At 66.8% G+C, this 24,572-nt stretch carries 20 protein-coding genes; 16 read left to right on the top strand and 4 right to left on the bottom strand.

What is annotated here, in order from left to right:
• Together DQ353_RS04355 and DQ353_RS04350 are read left to right on the top strand one after the other, a co-directional pair.
• Window positions 1-558 (top strand): 2'-5' RNA ligase family protein, encoded by a 558-nt coding sequence (locus DQ353_RS04355; RefSeq protein ID WP_113761540.1) that lies wholly within the window; start codon window positions 1-3, stop codon window positions 556-558.
• Window positions 539-1,693, top strand: coding sequence for a YihY/virulence factor BrkB family protein (locus tag DQ353_RS04350; protein WP_181578237.1), 1,155 nt, complete (start codon window positions 539-541; stop codon window positions 1,691-1,693). The genes DQ353_RS04355 and DQ353_RS04350 overlap by 20 nt, the downstream gene beginning before the upstream one ends.
• Before the next feature lie 243 nt (window positions 1,694-1,936).
• Here the strand turns inward: DQ353_RS04350 and DQ353_RS04345 are convergent, their stop codons facing one another.
• The 4 genes from DQ353_RS04345 to sdhC are packed head-to-tail and all read right to left on the bottom strand — an operon-like array spanning window position 1,937 to window position 5,408.
• Complete coding sequence (locus DQ353_RS04345; RefSeq protein WP_113761538.1) at window positions 1,937-2,722, bottom strand: succinate dehydrogenase iron-sulfur subunit; 786 nt, start codon at window positions 2,720-2,722, stop codon at window positions 1,937-1,939.
• Window positions 2,722-4,509 (bottom strand): succinate dehydrogenase flavoprotein subunit, encoded by a 1,788-nt coding sequence (gene sdhA / locus DQ353_RS04340; RefSeq protein WP_113761537.1) that lies wholly within the window; start codon window positions 4,507-4,509, stop codon window positions 2,722-2,724. The genes DQ353_RS04345 and sdhA overlap by 1 nt, the downstream gene beginning before the upstream one ends.
• Before the next feature lie 53 nt (window positions 4,510-4,562).
• Window positions 4,563-5,009, bottom strand: coding sequence for a succinate dehydrogenase hydrophobic membrane anchor subunit (locus DQ353_RS04335; RefSeq protein ID WP_113761536.1), 447 nt, complete (start codon window positions 5,007-5,009; stop codon window positions 4,563-4,565).
• 3 nt (window positions 5,010-5,012) lie between these two features.
• Entirely contained in the window at window positions 5,013-5,408 is a 396-nt protein-coding gene (sdhC, locus tag DQ353_RS04330; protein WP_083411388.1) for a succinate dehydrogenase, cytochrome b556 subunit, read from the bottom strand.
• A gap of 252 nt (window positions 5,409-5,660) precedes the next feature.
• Here sdhC and DQ353_RS04325 point away from each other — a divergent pair, with 252 nt between their 5' ends.
• The 14 genes from DQ353_RS04325 to DQ353_RS04260 all read left to right on the top strand — a co-directional run bounded on the left by DQ353_RS04325 (window position 5,661) and on the right by DQ353_RS04260 (window position 24,570).
• Window positions 5,661-6,773, top strand: a complete 1,113-nt coding sequence (locus tag DQ353_RS04325) for a mannose-1-phosphate guanylyltransferase (RefSeq protein ID WP_113761535.1) — start codon at window positions 5,661-5,663, stop codon at window positions 6,771-6,773.
• Between the two features lie 249 nt (window positions 6,774-7,022).
• The gene (betT, locus tag DQ353_RS04320; protein ID WP_113761534.1) at window positions 7,023-9,218 is read left to right on the top strand and encodes a choline BCCT transporter BetT; all 2,196 of its coding nucleotides are present in this window, start codon (window positions 7,023-7,025) and stop codon (window positions 9,216-9,218) included.
• Window positions 9,215-10,750: an aldehyde dehydrogenase family protein gene (locus DQ353_RS04315; protein WP_113761533.1), complete on the top strand. Its 1,536-nt coding sequence runs from the start codon at window positions 9,215-9,217 to the stop codon at window positions 10,748-10,750. The genes betT and DQ353_RS04315 overlap by 4 nt, the downstream gene beginning before the upstream one ends.
• A 19-nt stretch (window positions 10,751-10,769) precedes the next feature.
• On the top strand, window positions 10,770-12,374 hold the full coding sequence (locus tag DQ353_RS04310; RefSeq protein WP_502696374.1) for a GMC family oxidoreductase: 1,605 nt from the start codon (window positions 10,770-10,772) through the stop codon (window positions 12,372-12,374).
• A gap of 179 nt (window positions 12,375-12,553) precedes the next feature.
• Entirely contained in the window at window positions 12,554-13,759 is a 1,206-nt protein-coding gene (locus DQ353_RS04305) for an amidohydrolase (protein ID WP_113761532.1), read from the top strand.
• A gap of 272 nt (window positions 13,760-14,031) precedes the next feature.
• Window positions 14,032-15,126 (top strand): BMP family lipoprotein, encoded by a 1,095-nt coding sequence (locus DQ353_RS04300; RefSeq protein ID WP_113761531.1) that lies wholly within the window; start codon window positions 14,032-14,034, stop codon window positions 15,124-15,126.
• Window positions 15,127-15,328: 202 nt separating this feature from the next.
• Window positions 15,329-16,885: an ABC transporter ATP-binding protein gene (locus tag DQ353_RS04295; RefSeq protein ID WP_113761530.1), complete on the top strand. Its 1,557-nt coding sequence runs from the start codon at window positions 15,329-15,331 to the stop codon at window positions 16,883-16,885.
• A gap of 50 nt (window positions 16,886-16,935) precedes the next feature.
• Entirely contained in the window at window positions 16,936-18,144 is a 1,209-nt protein-coding gene (locus DQ353_RS04290; protein ID WP_286166602.1) for an ABC transporter permease, read from the top strand.
• On the top strand, window positions 18,141-19,424 hold the full coding sequence (locus DQ353_RS04285) for an ABC transporter permease (RefSeq protein WP_113761528.1): 1,284 nt from the start codon (window positions 18,141-18,143) through the stop codon (window positions 19,422-19,424). Before DQ353_RS04290 ends, DQ353_RS04285 begins: the two co-directional genes overlap by 4 nt.
• 14 nt (window positions 19,425-19,438) lie before the next feature.
• Window positions 19,439-19,855 (top strand): cytidine deaminase, encoded by a 417-nt coding sequence (locus DQ353_RS04280; protein WP_113761527.1) that lies wholly within the window; start codon window positions 19,439-19,441, stop codon window positions 19,853-19,855.
• 63 nt (window positions 19,856-19,918) lie between these two features.
• Entirely contained in the window at window positions 19,919-21,232 is a 1,314-nt protein-coding gene (locus DQ353_RS04275; RefSeq protein ID WP_113761526.1) for a thymidine phosphorylase, read from the top strand.
• 226 nt (window positions 21,233-21,458) lie between these two features.
• Window positions 21,459-22,181 (top strand): DedA family protein, encoded by a 723-nt coding sequence (locus DQ353_RS04270; protein WP_113761525.1) that lies wholly within the window; start codon window positions 21,459-21,461, stop codon window positions 22,179-22,181.
• A gap of 98 nt (window positions 22,182-22,279) precedes the next feature.
• Window positions 22,280-23,470 (top strand): adenosine deaminase, encoded by a 1,191-nt coding sequence (locus tag DQ353_RS04265; RefSeq protein ID WP_113761592.1) that lies wholly within the window; start codon window positions 22,280-22,282, stop codon window positions 23,468-23,470.
• Window positions 23,471-23,853: 383 nt separating this feature from the next.
• Entirely contained in the window at window positions 23,854-24,570 is a 717-nt protein-coding gene (locus DQ353_RS04260) for a MazG nucleotide pyrophosphohydrolase domain-containing protein (RefSeq protein ID WP_113761524.1), read from the top strand.
• Window positions 24,571-24,572 lie beyond the last annotated feature (2 nt).

The raw sequence follows: 24,572 nt of genomic DNA, 5'->3' as shown, positions 1-24,572 counted from the left end.
ATGGCGGCCGAGGCGGGGGAGAGGACCGGAGGTGTCGTCGCGCATGCGACGGCACTGGGGGTTGTCATTGAGATCCCTTCCCCGCTTGAGGCCTCGCTGCGCGACTGGCGCCGACGTTACGGCGGGGAGGCGGCCGCGGCCGTGGCCCCGCACATCACCCTGGTCTCCGGCTCCACCAACAACTGGAAGACCGCCGTGGAACACGTGCGCAAGGTGGCCGCGCAATGCCCCGCCTTCAAGGTGAGCTTGCACGGCACCGGCACCTTCCGGCCCATCTCCCCGGTGGTGTTCCTGAACGTTCTCGAGGGAGCCGAGGCCTGCGGGCAACTGCATGAGGCGCTGGTCGCCGGGCCGCTGCTCCACGAACTGAGCTACGGCTACCACCCGCACCTGACCATTGCCCACGAGGTCGATGACGCAGCCATGGACCTGGCCCAGGAAGAACTCAAGGGCGAGACCATGGAATTCATGGTTCACAACATTGGCCTATTTGGCCTTGACGACACCGGGGCCTGGTCGCGGTGCGAGGAGCTGGGACTTGGCGGGCCGTCGCACTGAGGTTGGCCGCGTCCCGGCCTGGGACGCCACCGACGATGTCGAGCCTGCCGACCCCGGGCCCACCGGCTACGATCCCGTGGCCGAGGAACGCGGAACCCGCGCGCCCGGAGTGGTGGCCCGCCGCTTTGTCGGCGCACCGGTCACCGCCCCGCCCTCGCCGCTGGATCCGCGGGCACTGCGGTCCTTCATCCGGCTAAAGGCCCAGGAACTCTACGCCGCGCGTGCCACCGGCACGCCCTGGCTGCGGTTCAAGGCCTTCTGCATCCTGCTGACCGCCATGTTCTACACGCTCTACCCCATGCGGGTGTGGAACCTGTATGTGCGTCGCCGCGGCCCGCTGCTGGCCGCCGGTGGCGCCTACCGGATGTTCTTTTCCATTGCCGCGATGCTCGTGGCCGGCTTCACCCTGCTGAGCCTGTTTGCCTCCGACAACCCGGTGCTGCGCGACGGGGTGGTCGACATGGTCGCCGCCACCACCCCGGGGCTCATCGACACCGGGCGCGGGGGACTGGCCACGCCCGACCAGCTCCTGGGCTTCCATAGCTACGGGCTGACCCTGGCCATCTCCCTGGTGGCCCTGGTCTTCACCTCGCTGGGGTGGCTGGCCGGGCTGCGCGAGGGCATCCGCACGATCCTGGGCCTGAAGCGGGACCGATCCAACCCGGTGCTCTCCAAGCTGCGCGACGCCCTGCTGCTGATGGTGCTGGCCATTGCCCTGGTCGCCTCCAGCGCCTTGGCCATTGCCTCTTCCTCCATGATCGAGACCGTGGCGGGGGTGCTGAACCTCAATGGATGGTGGACCAGTGTGTTGACCCGGATCGGTTTTGTCGTGGCCATGTTCGCCCTGGACTGTGCCACCGCCTGGGTGCTGCTGCGCGTGGCCTCGCGGGCCAAGATCATTGACGGGGGGTTGCGGGCCGGCGTGCTGTTGGCGGGGGCCGGAGCGACGATCCTGCGTTTTCTCTCGGCCATGCTGCTGGCCTCGTTGACCAACAACGCGCTGCTGGCACCCTTCGCGGTGATCCTGGGGCTGTTTGTCTGGTTCAACCTGCTCAGCAATGTCTACCTGTTGGCGGCGTCCATCGTTGCGGTGCGCTCCGCCGACATCCAGCGGCGTCTGGCCAGAACCGGCTGACGCGCGGGCGTCAAACGCTTGGGGTGAAGGCGTTCGCGTTCCCTGCGCCCCGGCGGATCTCCCGGGTGGCTTGCCCGGAAAGTCGCATCATGCCCACTTTGTGCTGTTTCGATCCTTGGCACCTTCCCACGCCATCGGGGCAAGCGGGCCAGCGGAAGCCGCCAAGTCCCCGAAATGCCCTTAACGCACTGCGGTCCGGCTTCCCCGAGGGGAAGCCGGACCGCAATTGGCTCAGGCGTGAAACTAGATGGAGCGGGCCAGGATGGCCTGCTTGACCTCGGCGATGGCCTTGGTCACCTGGATGCCACGCGGGCATGCTTCGGTGCAGTTGAAGGTGGTGCGGCAGCGCCACACGCCTTCCTTGTCGTTCAGGACCTCGAGGCGCATGTCCCCTGCATCGTCGCGCGAGTCGAAGATGAAGCGGTGTGCGTTGACGATTGCCGCCGGGCCGAAGTACTGGCCATCGGTCCAGAACACCGGGCAGGACGAGGTGCACGCGGCGCAAAGGATGCACTTGGTGGTGTCCTCGAACTTGGCGTGCTCCTCGGCGGACTGGTAACGCTCCGCCGAAGGCTCGTGGCCCTTGTTGATCAGGAACGGCATGATCTCGCGGTAGGACTGGAAGAACGGTTCCATGTCGACGATGAGGTCCTTTTCAAGGGGCAGGCCCTTGATGGCTTCAACGGTGATCGGCTTGGAGTGGTCCAGGTCCTTGAGCAGGGTCTTGCAGGCCAGGCGGTTGCGGCCGTTGATGCGCATGGCATCGGAGCCGCAAATGCCGTGGGCGCAGGAACGGCGGAACGAGAGCGATCCGTCGAGGTCCCACTTGACCTTGTGCAGGGCGTCCAGCACGCGGTCGGTGCCGTACATGGTCAGCTCAAAGTCTTCCCAGTAGGCGTCTGCGGTGGTCTCCGGCAGGTACCGGCGAACACGCAAGGTGATGTTGAACTGCGGGATTTCTCCGCCGCCGCCAACACCGGGCTTCAGCTCGATCTTCGATGCTGGTTCCGGAAGTTCTTCCGTGCTCATTAGTACTTACGCTCCATCGGCTGGTAACGGGTAAAGACAACGGGCTTGGTTTCCATGCGGATGCCGGAAATGCCCTCGGTGGATGCCGAATCGTCCTTGTAGGACATCGAGTGCTTCATGAAGTTCTCGTCGTCGCGATCCGGGTAGTCCTCGCGGTAGTGGCCGCCGCGGGATTCCTTGCGGTGCATGGCGGCGGTCGTCATGACCTCTGCCATGTCCAGCAGGAAGCCGAGCTCAATGGCTTCGAGCAGATCAAGGTTGAAGCGCTTGCCCTTGTCCTGGACCGAAACGCTCTTGTAGCGCTCGCGCAGTTCCTCGATGACCTTCAGGGCCTCGGTGAGGGACTTCTCGTCGCGGAACACCTGGACGTTGGCGTCCATGGTGTCCTGCAGCTGCTTGCGGATCGGGGCCACACGCTCGGTTCCGGTGGAGGAGAGCATGGATTCGATCTGCGTGGTGGTGAACTTCTCCGGGTCTTCCGGAAGGTCCACGAATTCGGCGCCCAGTGCGTACTTGGCTGCCGAGATGCCGGCGCGCTTGCCGAACACGTTGATGTCCAGCAGCGAGTTGGTGCCCAGGCGGTTGGAGCCGTGGACGGAGACACAGGCGACCTCGCCGGCGGCGAACAGGCCCGGGATGATCGTGTCGTTGTCCTGCAGGACCTCGGTCTGGACGTTGGTCGGGATGCCGCCCATGGCGTAGTGCGCCGTCGGGTAGACCGGGACCGGATCGGTGAACGGCTCGACACCCAGGTAGGTGCGGGCGAATTCGGTGATGTCCGGGAGCTTGGCCTCGATGTGCGCCGGCTCCAGGTGGGTCAGGTCCAGCAGGACGTAGTCCTTGTTTGGACCGCAACCGCGGCCTTCGCGAACCTCGTTGGCCATGGCGCGGGCAACGATGTCACGCGGGGCGAGGTCCTTGATGGTCGGTGCGTAGCGCTCCATGAAGCGTTCGCCGTCCGAGTTGCGCAGGATGGCGCCTTCGCCACGTGCACCCTCGGTGAGCAGGATGCCCAGGCCGGCCAGGCCGGTCGGGTGGAACTGGAAGAACTCCATGTCCTCCAGCGGGATGCCGTTGCGGAAGGCAATGCCCATGCCGTCACCGGTGAGGGTGTGGGCATTGGAGGTGGTCTTGAAGACCTTGCCGGCGCCGCCGGATGCGAAGATCACGGACTTGGCCTGGAAGACGTGCAGTTCGCCGGTGGCCAAGTCGTAGGAGACCACGCCCGCAACGCGCTTCTGCTTGTAGGCGGTGCCGTCCTCGCGGAAGGCGTCCTCTTCAACCATCAACAGGTCAAGGACGTAGTACTCGTTGTAGAACTCGACATTGTGCTTGACGCAGTTTTGGTACAGCGTCTGCAGGATCATGTGGCCGGTGCGGTCCGCTGCGTAGCAGGCACGGCGCACGGCGGCCTTGCCGTGGTCGCGGGTGTGGCCGCCGAAGCGACGCTGGTCGATCTTGCCCTCGGGGGTGCGGTTGAAGGGCAGGCCCATCTTTTCCAGGTCGAGCACGGCGTCGATGGCTTCCTTGGCCATGATCTCCGCTGCGTCCTGGTCAACCAGGTAGTCGCCGCCCTTGATGGTGTCGAAGGTGTGCCATTCCCAGTTGTCTTCTTCTACGTTGGCCAGTGCTGCACACATGCCACCCTGCGCCGCACCGGTGTGCGAACGGGTCGGGTAAAGCTTGGTGAGAACGGCCGTACGTGCGCGCTGGCCGGATTCGATGGCCGCGCGCATGCCTGCGCCGCCAGCTCCGACGATCACGACGTCGTACTTGTGTACCTGCATACCTGATGCTCTCTTTTCTTGAATTCTCTACTTCGGCGAACGGGAACCGAAGATTACTGGCAGACCGAAAGGGTGCTGCCGGGGATGCACGGATCGAAGGTGAAGATCACCAGGGTGCCCAGGACGACAATGACGATGGTCGCGACGTAGAGGATGCCCTTGAGCCACACGCGGGTGACGGGCTTCTCGGCGTAGTCATTGATGATGGTTCGCACGCCGTTGGTGCCGTGGAGCATGGCAAGCCAGAGCATTGCAAGATCCCAGAACATCCAGACCGGGTCGGCCCACTTGCCGGCGACGAAGCCGAAGTTGATGCCGGTGATGCCTTCGCCGAGCATCAGGTTGGCGAAGAGGTGCCCGAAGATCAGCACGATCAGCGCGACGCCGGACAGGCGCATGAAGAGCCATGCGATCATTTCAAAGCTGCCGCGGGACTTGCGCGCGCGGACATACTTCGGGTCGAGCCGTTGGCTGCGTGGTGCAGCGATATCTGCCGACATGGGTTAGTGACCTCCAAAGGCGATAGACAGGTGGCGAATCGAGAATGCCACCATGGTGATGACCCACAGTGCCAAAACGCCCCAGAGCATCTGGCGGTGGTACTTGGTTCCCGACTTCCAGAAGTCCACCAGGATCAGGCGCAGGCCATTGAATGCGTGGAAGACGATGGCGGCGACCAGAGCGGTTTCGCCCAGTGCCATCAGCGGGTTCTTGTAGGTGGACATGACCGCGTCATAGGCGCCGGGGGAAACCCGGACCAGGGACGTGTCGAGCACGTGGACCAAAAGGAATAAGAAAATAACGACACCTGTTACGCGATGCCCTACCCAAGACCACATGCCTTCATGGCCGCGGTAGAGGGTGCCTGACGAAGCCTTCGACACTGAATTAACCTCCATGACTCACAAGGGCGCATGTGTATCTTCCACACAATAAATTGACGCCTTGGTGCGAGCGTTCCTTTGCCCGATCTTAGACCACGTTGGACGGGGGTGCCCATTGTTTCACCGTGACCTGTGAGTAGGGTCACCGGGGGAAAGGTTGGAATGCCCGAATGCCGGTACTATTTTCGAAATACAATATATTCCAGTGACCTATTCCATTTGTTCGGGGCGCGGCAATCACCAGCTTCATCAACTAGCCTTAGTCGGATGAACGCTGAACTCATGGCACGATTCCACGGGGTCATCCCCGCAGGTGGTGTCGGCACCCGACTCTGGCCGCTCTCGCGCGCCGCGGCCCCGAAATTCCTCCACGACCTGACCGGCTCCGGATCGACCCTGATTCGCGCCACCTACGAACGGCTCATCCCGCTGGCCGGTGAGAACATCATGGTGGTCACCGGGCGCGCCCACCGCGCTGCGGTGCTGGCCCAACTGCCGGAAATCAGCGACCTGAACCTGGTCCTGGAACCGGACCCCAAGGATTCGGCGGCCGCCATCGGCCTGGCCGCCGCCATCCTCTACCTGCGCAATCCCGAGACCATCATGGGTTCCTTCGCCGCCGACCAGGTCATTGTCCCGGTCGAGGTCTTCCAGGAATCGGTCCGCGAGGCCATATGCACGGCTGCCACCGGAAAGATCGTCACCATCGGCATCCGCCCCACCACGCCATCCACCGGCTTCGGCTACATCAGGGCCGGGGAAAAGCTCCAGGTCTCCGGGGCACCCACGGCACGCGACGTCGTCGAGTTCGTGGAGAAGCCGAACGAGGACACGGCCCGCCGCTACCTGGCCGACGGCGGCTACCTCTGGAACGCCGGCATGTTCGTCGCCCCGGTGGCCCTGATGCTCAAGCACCTGCAGCGCAGCGAACCGGTGCTCTACGCGGGCCTGATGGAAATCGCCCAGGCCTGGGAAACCGGGGACCGGGTTCAGGCCATCAACCGCATCTGGCCGACCCTGCCCAAGACCGCCATCGACTACGCCGTGGCCGAGCCGGCCGCTGCGGCCGGCGACGTGGCAGTGATCCCCGGCGTCTTCAACTGGGACGACGTGGGGGACTTCGCGGCCATTGGCCGGCTGAACCCCGCCAGCGAAAAGACCGGCGTCACCGTGGTGGGCGGCAACCCCCGCGTGTACTCGGACAACGCCACCGGCGTGGTGGTCACCGACTCCAAGCGCGTGATCGCCCTGATAGGAATCCACGACGTGGTCGTCGTCGACACCCCCGACGCGCTGCTGGTCACCACCAAGGAGCACGCGCAGTCCGTGAAGGCCACCGTGGAAAAGCTCAAGGAGGAAGGCGTCGTGGACGTCCTGTAATTCTGGGCCCGGCAGCCGCCGGGACTTCGATGCCCCGCCCAGAGGGACACGCCCGGAATCGAACGCGCCAGCGAGGCGGTTCCCGGCCGGTCCCGGCGGGGCATTTTTGTGCCCGGAATACCCCGGGATACCGGCTCCGAACCACCCGCCGAACCACCCGCCGAGCGTGTGGGTAATCTCACCCCGGGGCGTGTGATAGACGCGCCCGGGCGGCTGCACGCGCACAAGTCATTGCTAGGCTCTCGAATCATGAGTGCCGTCAAGTATTCAGATGACCCGGCTATACCCATAAACAACACGGAAAGTGCAATCCCGCCCGACGCGGGGCCCAACCGCATCAACAAGGTCGTGTTCTTCGGCTCCGCCGCCACGATCCTGGCCTTCACCCTCTGGGCCATGATCGACCAGGAAGGTGCCGACGCCGTGATCACCGCGGTGGTCGGCTGGGTCGGAACCACCTTCGGCTGGTGGTACTCGCTGGTCGTGGTGGCCGTGCTGGTGTTCGTCATCTCCATCGCCGTCTCCAAGGTCGGCAAGACCCGGCTGGGCCCGGACCACTCCCGCCCCACCTTCAACCTCTTCACCTGGACGGCCATGCTGTTCGCCGCCGGGATCGGCATCGATTTGATGTTCTTCTCGGTCTCCGAACCCGTCGCCCAGTTCCTGGCCCCGCCCACCGGCGAGGGCTCCAGCGTGGAAGCCGCCCGCCAGGCGCTGGCCTGGACGCTGTTCCACTACGGCATCCTCGGCTGGGGGCTCTACGCCCTGATCGGCCTGGCCCTGGGCTACTTCGCCTACCGCCACAACCTGCCGCTGTCGATCCGCTCGGCGCTCTACCCGATCCTGGGCAAGCGCATCCACGGCCCGTTGGGCCACGGCGTGGACATCGCCGCGGTGCTCGGCACCATCTTCGGCATCGCCACCTCGCTGGGCATCGGGGTGGCCCAGCTGAACTTCGGGCTGAACTTCATGTTCGGCATCCCCGAGGGCAAATCGGTGCAGATCGCGCTGATCGCCATCGCCGTGGTCATGGCCACCATCTCGGTGCTCACCGGCGTGGAAAAGGGCATCCGCCGGCTCTCGGAACTCAACGTGATCCTGTGCGTCGCCCTGATGCTCTTCGTGCTCTTCGCCGGCAAGACCCGCTTCCTGCTCGACGGGATCATCCTGAACATCGGGGACACGCTCTCGCGCTTCCCGGGCATGGCCCTGGACACCATGGCCTACGACCGCCCCGATGACTGGCTCAATGGCTGGACCCTGTTCTTCTGGGCCTGGTGGATCGCCTGGGCCCCGTTCGTCGGACTGTTCCTGGCCCGCATCTCCCGCGGGCGCACCATCCGCCAGTTCGTCACCGGCGTGCTGGTGGTCCCGTTCGCGTTCATCCTGCTGTGGATCTCCATCTTCGGCAACAGCGCCCTGGCCCTGGTCACGGGAGGCAACACGGAGTTCGGCGACGTCGCGATGAACCAGCCCGAGCGGGCCTTCTACTCGCTGCTCGAGCAATACCCGGCCGTCCCGCTGGTCGCGGCCGTCGCCACCTTCACCGGGCTGCTCTTCTACGTCACCAGCGCCGACTCCGGCGCCCTGGTGATGGCCAACTTCACCTCGCACCTCAAGGACGCCGAATCCGACGGCCCCAAGTGGGTGCGCGTCTTCTGGTCGCTGGCCACCGGGCTGCTGACCCTGGCGATGCTGCTGGTCGGCGGGGTGCCCACCCTGCAAAACGCCACGGTGATCATGGGCCTGCCGTTCTCCGTGGTGCTGGTGTTCATCATGCTGGGGCTCTACAAGGCGCTGCGCGTGGAGCGCGCCCTGGCCGGAAGCTACAAGAACTCCCTGCACACCGTGCTGGGTTCGCGCACCGGATCGACCGGGATCGACCACCGGCGCGGCTGGCGCCAGCGACTGGCCCGCACCATGGCCTACCCCGGCCAGCGTGCTGCCCAGCGCTTCATGGAGGAGATCGTGACCCCGGCGCTGGAGGAAGTGAACAACGAGTTCGCCCGCTCCGGGGTCGTCGGGGAACTGCACATCGCCCCGGTGGGCCAGCTGGGCATCAAGTCCGTGGACCTGGTGGTCCCGCACGGGACAGAACGCCCGTTCAAGTACCAGGTGTATCCGGTCGCGCTCAATGTGCCCTCCTATGCGCGTGACTCCTCCACGGGGGAGAAGTACTACCGCATGGAGGTCTTCTCCCAGGAGGGCTCCCACGGATACGACCTCATGGGCTGCACCCGCGAGCAGATCATCTCCGATGTGCTTGACCAGTACGAGGTGCACCTGTCGTTCCTGCGTGCGCAGGCAAACACCGACGGTCTGAGCCAGATCGCCGAGACCACGCTGCCCAAGACAGATTGGGACAGCGACTTCGACACCGGGATGATTCCCGTGATCAAGAGCGGGCCCGATGCGGGCGCGGCGAAGGAAGAGGAAAACGCATGAGCCAGGCCATCAACGATCCAGCACCGGGCGCCAACGGGTTCGGCCCGGGCACCAGCATCTACATCAACGGGGCCTGGGCCCCGGCCGCGGCCGGCGGCACCCGGGAGATCACCTGCCCGGGCACCGGCGAGCACGTGGCCACGGTCTCCGAGGGGACGGGCGTCGACTCCGAGCGCGCCATCGCCGCGGCCCGCGCCTCCTTCGACTCCGGCGTGTGGACCTCGGTCCCGGCCCCCGCACGCGGGGACTTCCTGCTGCGGGTCGCCGCCCGGCTGCTGGAGCGCCAGGAGGAGTTTGCGCGCGCCGAGGCATTGGACACCGGCAAGCGCATGTACGAGGCGCGCCTGGACATCGAGGCCATCGCCGACAGCTTCAGCTACTTCGGCAAGCTCTCCGGGCAGGAAGCCGGGCGCGTGGTGGATGCCGGGGACCCCAACGTGGTCTCGCGGATCGTCTACGAACCGGTCGGCGTGGTCTCCATGATCACCCCGTGGAACTACCCGCTGCTGCAGGCGGCCTGGAAGATCGCCCCGGCCCTGGCGGCCGGCTGCTCCTTCATCCTCAAGCCCGCCGAGCTCACCCCCTCCACCTCCATCCTGATGATGGACGTGCTAGCGGAGCTGGGACTGCCCGCCGGGGTGGCCAACCTGGTCACCGGGGCGGGGGCCGCGGTGGGCCCGGCCCTGTCCACGCACCGCGACGTGGACATGGTCTCCTTCACCGGGGGACTGGCCACCGGGCGGGTCATCGCCGCCGCGGCGGCAGGCACCGTGAAGAAGGTCGCCCTGGAACTGGGCGGGAAGAACCCCAACGTCATCTTCGCCGACGCCGACTTCAACGCCGCGGTGGACAATGCCCTCAACGGCGCCTTCGTGCACTCCGGGCAGGTCTGCTCCGCCGGGGCCCGGCTGGTGGTGGAGGAATCCATTGCCGAGGCCTTCGTCGATGAGCTGGTGCGCCGCGCCAAGGACATCCGCCTGGGCGGTCCCTTTGACGAATCCGCCGAGACCGGCCCGCTGATCTCCGCGGCGCACCTGGCCAAGGTCGACGCCTACGTGCAGGCCGGCATCGCCGAGGGCGCGCGCCTGCGCTGCGGCGGCCGGAAGGCCACCAACCAAGACGGAACCAACCTGGAGGCCGGGCACTTCTACCTGCCCACCGTGCTGGACCGGGTCACCGGAAACATGTCCGTGGCCCAGGACGAGGCCTTCGGGCCGACCATCACCGTGGAAACCTTCACCACGGAGGACCAGGCCGTGGCCATCGGCAACGACACCGACTACGGGTTGGCCGGGGCCGTGTGGACCCGGGATGCCGGGCGGGCCCAGCGCGTGGCCGGGGCCCTGCGCCACGGCACCGTGTGGATCAACGACTTCCACCCGTACCTGCCGCAGGCCGAATGGGGCGGCTTCGGCGCCTCCGGTGTGGGCCGCGAGCTGGGCCCCACGGGCCTGGCCGAGTACCAGGAAGCAAAGCACATCTACCAGAACCTCGACCCGTCGGTCACCGGTTGGTTTGCCGTCAAGGCATAGGGAAAGGCACTGATTGGAATTGGAGAAGCTAAACGTGGGCATTGAGAACGCATCAACGCAGGACACCGAATTCGACTACATCATCGTCGGCGGTGGTTCCGCCGGCGCCGCCGTCGCGGCCCGGCTGTCCGAGGACCCTGCCGTCACCGTCGCCCTGGTCGAGGCCGGCCCGGATGACCGGGGCATTGCCGAGGTGCTGCAGCTGGACCGCTGGATGGAACTGCTGGAATCCGGCTACGACTGGGACTACCCGATCGAGGAGCAGGAGAACGGCAACTCGTTCATGCGCCACTCCCGGGCCAAGGTCATGGGCGGGTGCTCGAGCCACAACTCCTGCATCGCGTTCTGGGCCCCGGCCGAGGACCTGGACGCCTGGGAGAAGGAGCACGGCGCGACCGGCTGGAACGCGCAGATGGGTTTCCGCCTCTACAAGCAGCTGGAAACCAACGAGAATGCCGGGGCCGATGCCCCGCACCACGGGGACTCCGGCCCGGTGAAGCTGATGAACGTGCCGCCGAAGGACCCGTGCGGCGTGGCAGTGCTCGATGCCTGCGAACAGGCCGGGATCCCGCGGGCGAGGTTCAACAACAATGCCACGGTCGTCAACGGGGCGAACTTCTTCCAGATCAACAGGTTGGAAGACGGCACCCGGTCCTCCTCCTCGGTCTCCTACATCCACCCGATCGCGCAGCGGAAGAACTTCACGCTGCTCACCGGGCTGCGGGCCAGCAAGCTGTCCTTCGACGGGTCCAAGAAGTGCACGGGCGTGTTCGTGGTCGATGGCGGGTTCGGCCGCACCAGCCACCTGGCCGCACGCCGCGAGGTCGTCGTCTCGGCCGGTGCGATCGATACGCCCAAGCTGTTGATGCTCTCGGGCATCGGGCCGGCGCAGCACCTGGCCGAGCACGGCATCGAGGTGCTGGCCGATTCCCCGGGCGTGGGCTCGAACCTGCAGGACCACCCCGAGGGCGTGATCCAGTGGGAGGCCCTCAAGCCCATGGTCACCGAATCCACCCAGTGGTGGGAGATCGGGATCTTCTCCAACACCGTCGAAGGGCTGGACCGCCCGGATCTGATGATGCACTACGGCTCGGTGCCCTTCGACATGCACACGCTGCGCCAGGGCTACCCGAGCGCGGAGAACGCCTTCTGCCTGACCCCCAACGTGACCCGGGCCAAGTCCCGCGGCACGGTGCGGTTGCGCAGCCGCGACTTCCGCGACAAGCCCAGGGTCGATCCGCGCTACTTCACCGATGCGCAGGGCCACGACATGGCCGTCATGATCGCCGGGATCCGCAAGGCCCGCGAGATCGTCTCGCAGCCGGCCATGGCGCCGTGGGCCGGGGTGGAGCTCTACCCGGGCGAGGACGTGCAGTCCGACGAGCAGATCGCGGACTACATCAGCCGCACCCACAACACCGTGTACCACCCGGCCGGGTCGGTGCGCATGGGGGCGGCACACGATGAGATGTCGCCGCTGGATCCGCAGCTGCGGGTCAAGGGCGTCTCGGGGCTGCGCGTGGCCGACGCGTCGGTGATGCCGGCGCTGGTGTCGGTGAACCCGAATATCACGGTGATGATGATCGGCGAGCGTTGCGCCGAGCTGATCAAGGAAGACGCCTAGCCGGATCCTTTGGACAGGGGCCCGGTGCCGGCGGCGTGCTTTGAAGGCGCGCCGCGGGCACCGGGCCCCTTGGTCTTTGTCAAGAAGTGGAGGGTCGCCAAGGTGCACAGGGCAACAATTGGAAGCGGACTGCACAAGGGCAGGTCCCAACGCGTATTGTCGGTCAGGTGCGCACGAGTATGAATCAAGACCTGAAATTGCCCTCCGTCAAGCCATGGGTCAAGCCCCTGGTTGGCGAGCTGGTGGAATTCCGCCGCGAGGTCCATGCCAACCCGGAGCTCTCGTTCGTGGAATACCAGACCACCGAACGCATCCTCGCGCGGCTGCGCGACGCCGGCCTGGACCCGGTCGCGCTGGAAGAGACCGGAGCCTACGTCGACATCGGCGCCGGCCCGATCGCCCTGGGCCTGCGCGCCGACATCGACGCGCTGCCGATCCTGGAGGAAACCGGCCTGGACTACGCCTCGGTCGTGGACGGGGTTGCGCACTCCTGCGGCCACGACATCCACACCACCGTGATGCTCGGGGTCGCCAAGGTGCTCAAGGACATCGACGACGAATCCCCGCTGGGCGCACGCATCCGGGTGATTTTCCAGCCCGCCGAGGAAAAGATGCCCGGGGGAGCGCTGGCCGTGATTGCCGCGGGCGTCCTGGACGAGGTCCCGCGCATCCTGGCCCTGCACTGCGAACCGCGCATCGACGCCGGGAAGATCGGCACCCGCATCGGGGCGATCACCTCGGCCTCCGACACCATCAAGATCGAGCTGCTGGGCCGCGGCGGGCACACCTCCCGCCCGCACCTGACCGAGGACCTGGTCTTCGCGATGAGCCAGATCGCCACCAACGTCCCGGCCGTGCTGGGACGGCGCATCGACGTGCGCTCGGCGGTCTCGGTGGTCTGGGGCCAGATCCACGCCGGCAGCGCGCCGAACGCGATCCCGGCCACCGGCTACCTGGCCGGCACCATGCGCTGCCTGGACGGCGAGGCCTGGGAAGGCGCCGGGGACCTGCTCGACGAGGTCGTCCGCCAGGTCGCCAGCCCCTACGGGGTCGAGGTCAAGCTCGAGCACATCCGCGGGGTGCCCCCGGTGATCAACACCGAAGAGGAAACCGATCTCATCGAGGACTCGGCCCGTTCCGAGATCGGTTCGGCTGCGATCGTGCTGACCCCGCAGTCCATGGGCGGGGAGGACTTCGCCTGGATGACCAACAAGGTCCCCGGGGCCATGATGCGCCTGGGCACCCGCACCCCCGGCGGGGAGGACTACGACCTGCATCGCGGGGACTACATCCCCGACGAATCGGCCATCGAGGTCGGCGTGACGGTCATGGCCGCCGCTGCCATCCGGGCCATTGCCCAACTCAGGGCCGGCGAGGACGACTAGCCAACACGCGCAGAGTTATCTGGTTGTAACATTTTCCTTCCCGCGTCAAGCGTTTTACAAGTTAGGCTATGTGGATGTGAAGCCGACCCTTCCGAACGCCCCGGCGCCGCGCAAGCGATGCGCAGCGGGTGCTTGGGCCCCCGGTTTCACGCTGGCACCACAGGTGGCTAGCGGCAGTGCACCCCTTAATCGCGGGCGCGGAATCGACAGGGTTTCCTGGGGGTTTCGAGGCCACGGTACTTGTAGCTCGTAACTCAATGGAGGAAACCCTCATGCGCACCATCTCGCGCAAGACCGGCATGGCCGCAGCCATGCTCGGCATTTCTGCACTCGTTCTTTCCGGCTGCGGCGCGGCCCCCGAGGCCGGCCCGAGCGGCTCGGCCGGCGCCTCGGACTACCTGGCGTGCATCGTTTCCGACTCCGGCGGATTCGATGACCAGTCCTTCAACGAATCCTCCTTCCGCGGCCTGACCAACGCCGGCAAGGAACTGGGCTTCACCCCCAAGAGCGCCGAGTCCAAGGCCAACTCCGACTTCGCCACCAACCTCAACGGCATGATGGCAGCGGACTGCAACCTCACCGTCACCGTGGGCTTCCTGCTCGGCGACGCCACCAAGGCCGCCGCTGCCGCCAACCCGGACAAGCACTTCGCGATCGTCGACTTCGAGTACGCGGAGCCGATCAAGAACATCAAGCCGATCATCTATGACACGGCCCAGGCCGCATACCTGGCCGGCTACGCCGCGGCAGCCCAGTCGAAGACCGGCACCGTCGCCACCTTCGGCGGCATCAAGATCCCGACCGTGACCATCTTCATGGACGGCTTCGCCGACGGCGTGGACAAGTACAACGCCGACAAGTCCAAGAACGTGAAGCTGCTGGGCTGGGACAAGACCAAGCAGGACGGCACCTTCACCGGCGACTTCGAGAAGCAGGACAAGGGCAAGCAGGTCACCAAGAACTTCCTGGACCAGGGCGCCGACGTCATCATGCCCGTGGCCGGACCGGTCGGCAAGGGTGCCGGGGCAGCCGTCAAGGCTGCCAACGCCGCAGGCAAGTCCGCCTCTCTGGTGTGGGTCGACTCCGACGGATTCCTCACCGCCCCGGACTACAAGGACATCATGCTGACCTCGGTCATCAAGACCATGGACACCGCCGTGGACAAGGTTGTCACCGAGGACAAGGGCGGCAAGTTCGACGCCACCGCCTACGTCGGCACGCTGGAAAACACCGGTGTCGCCCTGGCACCGTTCCACGACTTCGACTCGAAGGTCTCCGCCGAGACCAAGGCCGAGCTCGACGCCCTGAAGGCAGGGATCATCGACGGTTCGATCAAGGTCGAATCCCAGTCCAGCCCCAAGTCCTAGCAGCCGCTTCGGCGGGTCCGCGGACCAGGCACCAACCGGCGCGCTGCCGGCCCGGCGCCCCGATTCCTTCCACGGAACCGGGGCGCGGGGCTGGCGGTGCGCCTTTGGCCTGCATAGTCTGGGAACCAGCCGGCTCGGGCACAACGGTTCAACGCCCGCCAGGGCGGCGAACCGGTATCTGACAACCAAGAATGGTGGTGTCGTGAAACTCGAACTCCAAGGAATCTCAAAGGCGTTTGGATCGTTCTACGCCAATGAGGACATCGACCTCGTCGTCGAAGCAGGGCAGATCCACTGCCTGCTCGGCGAAAACGGAGCCGGCAAGTCAACGCTGATGAACGTGCTCTATGGCCTCTACGAACCCACGGCCGGACGCATCCTCGTCGACGGCAAGCCGGTGGTCTTCCGCGGTCCCGGCGACGCCATGGCCGCAGGCATCGGCATGGTGCACCAGCACTTCATGCTGGTCCCGGTCTTCACCGTGGCCGAAAACGTCGCCCTGGGCGCCGAGGCCACCAAGGCCGGCGGCATCCTCGACCTCGAGGTCACCCGGAAGAAGATCCGCGAAATTTCCGACAAGTACGGGTTCGACGTCGATCCCGACGCCGTTGTCGAGGACCTTCCGGTGGGCGTGCAGCAGCGCGTGGAAATCATCAAGGCACTGGTGCGCAACGCCGAGGTGCTGATCCTCGACGAGCCCACCGCCGTGCTCACCCCGCAGGAAACCGACGAACTGCTGGACATCATGCGCCAGCTCAAGTCCAACGGCACCTCCATCGTCTTCATCTCCCACAAGCTGCGCGAGGTCAAGGCCGTCTCCGACGTCATCACCGTGATCCGCCGCGGCCGCGTCGTGGGGGACGCCCCGCCCGAGGCCGAAACCACCGAACTTGCCTCCATGATGGTCGGCCGCGAGGTCAAGCTCACCATGGACAAGGAACCGGCGAACCCCGGCGAGGCGACCTTCAAGGTCAAGAACCTTTCGGTCATCTCCTCCACCGGCCAACGCGTGGTGGACGACTTGAGCTTCGAGATCCACCGCGGAGAGATCCTGGCCATCGCGGGGGTCCAGGGCAACGGGCAGACCGAGCTCACCGAGGCGATCCTGGGCATCCAGGACCGGGTCACCGGCTCCATCACCCTCGAGGGCAAGGAACTGCTGGGCCGCAGCGTCAAGCAGGTGCTCGGCTCCGGGATCGGGTTCGTGCCCGAGGACCGCACCGTCGACGGACTCGTCCCGGAATTCACCATTGCCGAGAACCTCGTCCTTGACCTCTACGACAAGGCACCTTTCGCCAAGGGCATCTCCATGCGCCCGGCCGAGGTCAAGAAGAACGCCGAGTCCCGGGTCGCCGAATTCGACGTGCGCACCCCCTCGGCCGAGAACCTCGCCTCCTCGCTCTCGGGCGGCAACCAGCAAAAGGTCGTGATGGCCCGCGAGCTTTCCCGCCCGCTGCGCCTGTTCATCGCTTCCCAGCCCACCCGCGGCGTGGACGTGGGCTCCATCGAGTTCCTGCACCGGCGCATCGTCGAGGAACGCGACGGCGGCACCCCGGTGATGATCGTGTCCACCGAACTCGACGAGGTCCTGCAGCTGGCGGACCGCATCGCGGTGCTCTACAAGGGCCGGCTGATCGGCATCGTGGGCGCCGACACCCCGCGCGACGTGCTGGGCCTGATGATGGCCGGCGTCTCGCCGAGCGAGGCCGAAGTCTCCCAGCAGGACAACCCCGACGATATGGAAGGAGACTTCGCGTGAGCCCGAGCGAACTTTCCCCCGGCGCACCGCCGCCGACCCACGCCAACACCATCAACGAGCAGCAGCACGGCATCTGGGTGAAGATCACCCAGGGCCCCGGGCTCGTCTCGGTGCTGGCCGTGTTCGTCGCCCTGGTGCTCGGCGGGCTGCTGATCGCCGCCACCGACGCCAAGGTCGCCACGACCGCCGGCTACCTCTTCTCCCGCCCCTCGGATTTCTTCTCCGCGCTGTGGGCGGCCGGGACCGACTCCTACGTTTCGCTCTTCCAGGGCTCGATCTACAACTCCAGGCAGGGCTTCGCGCCGTTCCTGGAAACCCTGACGGTCTCCACCCCGCTGATCTGCGCCGGCCTGGGCGTCGCCCTGGCCTTCCGCGCCGGGCTGTTCAACATCGGTGCCCAGGGGCAGATCATCATCGGCTCCATCATGGCCGCCTACGCCGGGTTCGCCTGGCACCTGCCCTTCGGCCTCCACCTGCTGGTGGTCATCTTCATGGGCGTGATCGGCGGCGCCGTCTGGGGCGGACTGGTGGGCCTGCTCAAGGCCCGCACCGGCGCCCACGAGGTCATCCTCACGATCATGTTCAACTACGTGGCCCTGTACTTCCTTGACTTCCTCTTGAACACCAAGGCGTTCCAGCGCCCGGGGGAGACCAACCCGATCTCCCCGATCCTGGATCCCAGCGCGGTCTTCCCGGCGTTGCCGGGCTCCCGCCTGCACCTGGGCTTCGTGATGGCAATCGGCTTGACCATCCTGGTGGCCTGGATCCTGAACCGCTCCACCATCGGCTTCGAGTTCCGCGCCGTGGGCGCCAACCCGGCAGCCGCACGCACCGCGGGCGTCAACGTGGCCCGCTCCACCATCCTGGTCATGGCCATCGCCGGTGCGCTGGCCGGGGCCGCGGGCGTGGCCCAGGTGGCGGGCACCGAACAGGTGCTCACCGCCGGCATCGCCGCATCGCTGGGCTTCGACGCGATCACCGTGGCCCTGCTGGGCCGCTCCACCCCGTGGGGCACCTTCTTTGCCGGCCTGCTCTTTGGCGCCTTCCGCGCCGGTGCGGTGACCATGCAGATCTCCACCGGAACCCCCATCGACATCGTGCTGGTCGTCCAGTCGCTGATCGTGCTCTTCATTGCCGCGCCTCCCTTGGTGCGTGCCATGTTCGGGCTGAACCGCAAGTCCAAGAACAAGCCCCCGAAGACCCCCAAGCACGCGGCACCCGCGCCCGCTGCACCTGCCAGCCAAGGAGGTGGCGCATGAGCGCGCCGGCCCCAACCCTGCCCGCCAAGCTCCGGCCGCTCGCCCCGGTGAGCTGGAAGACCCCGATCATGCTCTCGGTGATCGGGCTGCTCTCACTGGTGTTCTTCGGCTTCGCCGGATCCGAGCAGAGTGCGACCTTCGGGATCTCCACCGGCGGCGACGTCTTCACCCTGCCCGACCTGGTGGTCCCGGGCATCGCCACCGGAATCGTGCTGGGCCTGGGGATGTGCGTGCTGGCCGGCTACTCGATCTTCCTGGCCCGCGAGCACCGCCCGACCCCGGGCTGGGTGCCCATGGTCTTTGCCGCGTTGTTCATCTTCGCGTTCCTGGTCTGGGTCGTCTCCGGGGCCCGCACCCCGCAGATCTCCCTGGCCGGCCTGATTGCCGGCTCGGTCACCCTGGCGGTCCCGCTGGTCTTCGGCTCCCTCTCCGGGGTGCTGTGCGAGCGTGCCGGCGTGGTCAACATCGCCATCGAGGGCCAGCTGCTGGGCGGCGCGTTCAGCGCCGCGATCATCGCCTCGGTCACCGGAAGCCCGATGCTGGGCCTGCTTGCCGCAGCCGTGGCAGGTGCCCTGGTCTCCGTGGTGCTGGCGATCTTCTCCATCAAGTACGTGGTCAACCAGATCATCGTCGGCGTGGTGCTCAACGTGCTGGTCTCGGGCATCACCGGATTCCTGTTCACCACCGTGATGCAGGAAGACCCGGAGCTCTACAACTCCCCGGGCCGCCTGCCGGTCATCGACATCCCGGGGCTCTCGGCCATCCCGATCATCGGCCCGATCCTCTTCCGCCAGTCCATCGTGGGCTACCTGATGTACATCGCGGTTGCCGCGGTGTGGATCGGGCTGTTCAAGACCCGCTGGGGGCTGCGCGTGCGCGCCGTGGGCGAGCACCCCAAGGCCGCCGACACCCTGGGCATCAAGGTCAACACCACCCGCTTCGTCAACGTCGTCCTCGGCGGGGCCATCGCCGGCATCGGCGGTTCGTTCTTCACCCTGGTCGCCATCGACTCGTTCACCAAGGAAATCTCCGGCGGCCGCGGCTTCATCGCCCTGGCCGCGGTGATCTTCGGTCGCTGGAACCCGATCGGCGCCTTCTTCGCCGCACTGCTCTTCGGCTTCGCCGACAACCTGCAGTCGATCCTCACCATCATCGGAACCCCGGTGCCCAGCCAGTTCATGGCGATGCTGCCCTACGTCGTCACGGTCTTTGCCGTGGCCGGGTTGGTCGGCAAGTCCCGGGCACCTGCCGCCGACGGCGAACCGTACGTCAAGGGCTAGGGAAGGAAACGGCCATGAATGATTCGCACCTAGCCCTTCCGCAGGTTGGCGAGCCCGAGTGGGAAACGCTGCGGCGCACGGCGGTCGCGGCCATGGAACGGGCCTATGCGCCGTACTCGAAGTTCAAGGTCGGCGCCGCGGCGCTGACCGAGGACGGACGGATCGTCTCGGGCTGCAACGTGGAAAACGCCGCCTACGGGGTGACGCTGTGCGCCGAATGCAACATGGTCGGCGAGCTCTTCGCCACCGGCGGCGGGAAGCTGCACGCCTTCTATTGCGTGGATTCCTCCGGGAGGGCGCTGATGCCCTGCGGGCGCTGCCGGCAGCTGCTTTCCGAGCACCGCGGCTCCGCCATGGTGCTGATGACACCGCACGGCATCCAAACCATGGACCAGGTGCTGCCCGACGCATTCGGGCCGCACAACCTCTAAACCACTTGCCCCGCCCGCCCCTTGACGGTGGGCGGGGCAAGGTTTTCAGACAAGGGAGCATTCATGAGCACCGAGAACTTTGACGCCGTTGACATCATCCGCATCAAACGCGACCGCGGCACGCTGTCGGGCGAGCAGATCGACTGGACCATCGACGCCTACACCCGCGGGGTGATCGCCGAGGAACAGATGGCGGCGCTGAACATGGCGATCCTGCTCAACGGCATGGACCGGGCGGAAATCTCCCGCTGGACCACCGCCATGATCAACTCGGGCGACCGCATGGACTTCTCCACGCTGCGCACTCCGGCCGGGCTGGCCCTGGCCACCACCGACAAGCATTCCACCGGCGGGGTGGGGGACAAGATCACCCTGCCGCTGGCCCCGCTGGTCGCGGTCTTCGGCGTGGCCGTCCCGCAGCTCTCGGGCCGCGGACTGGGGCACACCGGCGGCACCCTGGACAAGCTCGAGGCCATCGCCGGCTGGCGTGCGGATTTGACCAACGCCGAAATGATGCGCCAGCTCTCCGAGGTCGGCGCCGTCATCTGTGCCGCCGGAGCCTCCCTGGCCCCGGCGGACAAGAAGCTCTACGCGCTGCGCGATGTCACGGGCACCGTCGAGGCCATCCCGCTGATCGCCTCCTCGATCATGAGCAAGAAGATCGCCGAGGGCACCGGCGCGCTGGTCCTCGATGTGAAGGTCGGCTCCGGGGCATTCATGAAGACCCTGGAAGACGCCCGGGAACTGGCGAGCACCATGGTGAACCTGGGAACCGACGCCGGGGTGCACACCGTGGCGCTGCTGACCAACATGGACACCCCGCTGGGGCTCACCGCCGGCAACGCCATCGAGGTGGAGGAATCCATCGAGGTGCTTGCCGGCGGGGGACCGGCCGACGTCGTGGAACTGACGATCGCGCTGGCCACCGAGATGCTCGCCGGTGCCGGCGTCACGGACGTGGATGTTGCCGCCGCCCTGAAGGACGGGCGGGCCATGGACAAATGGCGGGCGATGATCGCCGCCCAGGGCGGGGACAACGACGCGGCCTTGCCGGTGGCCAAGGAATCCGAGACCATCTACGCGCAGGCCGACGGGGTGCTGACCTCCCTGGATGCCATGGACGTGGGTGTTGCCGCCTGGCGCCTGGGCGCCGGACGCGCCCGCCGGCAGGACCCGGTGCAGGCCGGTGCCGGCGTGCGCCTGCACGCCAAGCCCGGGGACCTGGTGCGCCGCGGGGCCCCGCTGGCCACCATGCTCACCGACACCCCCGAACGCTTCGACCGGGCCCGGGAAATCCTCGAGCAGGCCGCCACCATTGCCCCGGCCGGAAGCCGTCCGGACATGGTGCTGATCCACGAGCGCATCACCGCTTCCTGACGCCCCGTGGGGCCCACCGGCACTCCGCCGCGGCCCCGCCCGGGTCCCGCGTCGCACCTGGTCCGAAAGGACCAGGTGCAACGCGGCGCGATTCAGCCTGCGGAATGATGCGCGCGTCGTGCAACATGCGGGAGAATGGGAACCACGCGGAGCCTGGATTCAAGACACGTTCTTCCTTGGGGTACTTGACGAGGTCCGCACCAAATAATCGAAAGACGGTTTCCTAGTGGATCTGATCAACGAAGCCATCGTGCACGCTGCAAACGCGTGGTGGATTCTGCCGGTCGTTTGCCTCTTTTGCTTCATCGACGGCTTCCTGCCCGTCCTTCCGTCCGAGACGCTGCTGGTGGCACTGGGTGTCGTGGCGGCCAGCACCGGGATCCCCAACGTCTACCTGCTGATCCTCGCCGGCGCGGCCGGTGCGATCGCCGGGGACCAGATGGCCTACCTGCTGGGACGGCGCATCGGCACCGAACGCTTTGGCTGGATGCGCCGTCCGCGCACCCAAAAGCTCTTTGCCTTTGCCCGGCGCGAGCTGAACGTGCGCGGGGCCATGCTGATCTTCACGGCCCGCTACGTTCCCATCGGCCGGGTCGTGGTGAACCTGAGCTCCGGGGCCACGGGCTTTTCGCACCGGCGCTTCACCCTGCTGGACGTTGCCGGCTGCCTGACCTGGGCCAGCTATTCGGTGGCCATCGGCGTGGTGGCCGGGGCCTGGTTCCACGACAACCAGCTGCTGGGCATCGGGCTTTCCGTGGGCCTGGCCATCGTCATGGGCTACCTGATCGACAAGCTTTCGCACGCCGTCCTGGTCCGGCTGGGCCGCCGCGGCACACAACACGAAAACCCGGACGCCGCCGGGGACCGCCGCGGCGTGGAGGCACAGCGCCCGGTGCGGGTTCCCGGGCAGGACCCCGAGCCCGAAGCAATGGCCTCGGACGGCAACTGAACACCCGGTGGGCGTTGCGTGAACATTTGACCCAACACCACCTCGATCCACTGTTGGAAGCCGCCGGGCCCCGCTAGGCTGGGCGGGTGACTGACGAGATGATCCACATTGCCTATGACCCTTCCTTCGACTTCAAGGCCCTTCCCAAGGTCTCGCTGCATGACCACCTCGACGGGGGATTGCGCCCGCAAACCATCGTCGAGCTGGCCGCCGCCGCGGGCCACGAGCTCCCCAGCACCAACGCCGAGGAACTGGGCGCCTGGTTCCGGGCCTCGGCCGACTCCGGTTCGCTCGAGCGCTACCTGGAAACCTTTGAACACACCATCGCCGTGATGCAGACCAAGGACGCGCTCAAGCGAGTCGCCGGCGAATTCGTCGAGGACCTGGTCGCCGACGGCGTGGTCTACGCCGAGGTGCGCTGGGCGCCCGAGCAGCACCAGCGCGAAGGCCTGTCCCTGGACGACGCCGTCGAGGCCGTGCAGGCAGGACTCGAGGAAGCCAGCGAGCGGCTGACCGAGGCCGGCACCCCGATCCAGGTCGGCCAGCTGGTCACCGCCATGCGCCAGGCCGACCGCGGCGTGGAGATCGCCGAGCTGGCCCTGCGCCACCGCTCCCGCGGTGTCGTGGGCTTCGACATCGCCGGCGCCGAGGACGGTTTCCCGCCCTCGCGCATGAAGGAGGCCTTCGACCTGCTGGCCGAGAACTTCTTCCCCACCACCGTGCACGCAGGGGAGGCCGCGGGCCTTGACTCCATCCGCGACGCGCTGATCACCGGCCGGGCCCAGCGCCTGGGCCACGGCGTGCGCATCGCCGAGGACATCGAGATCCAGTTCGGCGGGCTCGACGACGACGGCGAGGAGGTCGGCGAGGACACCGGCCTGGTCAACTTGGGTCCGGTCGCCAACTGGGTTCGCGACCGCGGCATCGCCCTGGAGATCTGCCCGTCCTCCAACCTGCAGACCGGAGCCACCGCCGCATTCGGCGACGGCATCGAGTCGCACCCGGTGGACCTTTTGGTGCAGACCGGCTTCAACGTCACCATCTCCCCGGACAACCGGCTGATGAGCGGCACCACCATCTCGGACGAGTTCGAGCTGCTGGTCGAGGCCTTCGACTACGACCTCGAGGACCTGCTGGACCTCACGCTGAACGCAGCCGAGGCAGCCTTCCTCCCGCTGGAGGAACGCGAGGCACTGGTGGACTTCATCAACGAGGCCTACGAGCAGATGTCCGATGCGCAGAACGGCGACGACGAGTTCGAGGACTTCGACGACGAGGACGACGACTAACCAGCCGTCCGCCTCCCCGGCGGAGCGGATCTTCCGCCTCCCCGGCACCGGCCGCCGGTGCATCTGTGCCCGTCTTGGGGCACCGGTGCACCGGCCCCGGTGTTTAAGGCCCCCTGCCCGTCCGGGAAAGCACCGAATCGACCCGGCCGCCGAAGGGCCGGCGCGGCAGGAAGTCGATGATGGGGATTGCACATCGAGAGGCAAAAGCCCGGGCATCCACCGCGGGATGTGACCGAGATCGGATCCGGCCCGCCGGCCCGGCGCGACCGGTGTCCGATAGTGTTGGACGCGGGCAACGACGCCCACGGGTTATGCATCCAGCCAGCTGCTCTTGGCAACGGCGCGCGCACAACCCCTTCGCACCAACGGGGAGAGAACCACCAGTGAGTGAGCAGGTCGACCGCCTCGTCGAGATCATTTCCCGGCTGCGCGCCCATTGCGCCTGGACCGCTGCGCTGACCCACGAATCCCTGGTCCGGTACCTGCTCGAGGAGTCCTACGAGCTCACCGAGGCCATCGAGACCCACGCACCGGATGCCGAGCTGGAAGCCGAGCTCGGCGACATCCTGCTGCAGGTGGTGCTGCACGCCTCGATCGGCGCCGAGCGCCGGTCCTTCGACTTCGATTCCATCGCCGCGGTCCTGGGCGCGAAGATGGTGCGCCGCAACACCCACATCTTCCACCCCGACGGCAGCCTCAAGGACAGCTTCCCCGACTCGATCGCCGAGATCATCGAGTCCTGGGACCGTGCCAAGCGCGCCGAGAAGCCGCTGAACGAGTCGGCGACCGCGGGCATGCCCAAAAACCTGCCGGCCCTGCTCTATGCCCAAACCTTCCTCTCCCGCACCGAGAGGCACGCGGCGATCACCGATGCCGGTGCCGCGCCTGGCGCGGGCGCAGAGACAATCCAGGATTCCGTCGCTCCACCCGATTCGCTGCACCTCGGCGTTCCGGGGAACGAACAGGAACTGGGCGAGCAGCTGCTCGCCCTGTGCGACGCGGCCCGATCCCGGGGTCTCGACGCCGAACGAGCCCTGCGCAATGTCGTGCAGCAACGCATTGCATTGGCGGAGGGCGAAACGCCAGACACAACTTCGTGAAC

It is taken from the genome of Arthrobacter sp. AQ5-05, from assembly GCF_003287975.1.
Classification (GTDB): Bacteria; Actinomycetota; Actinomycetes; order Actinomycetales; family Micrococcaceae; genus Paeniglutamicibacter.
The sequence above is the reverse complement of the archived record's forward strand: the minus strand, read 5'-3'. Positions and strand labels throughout refer to the sequence as shown.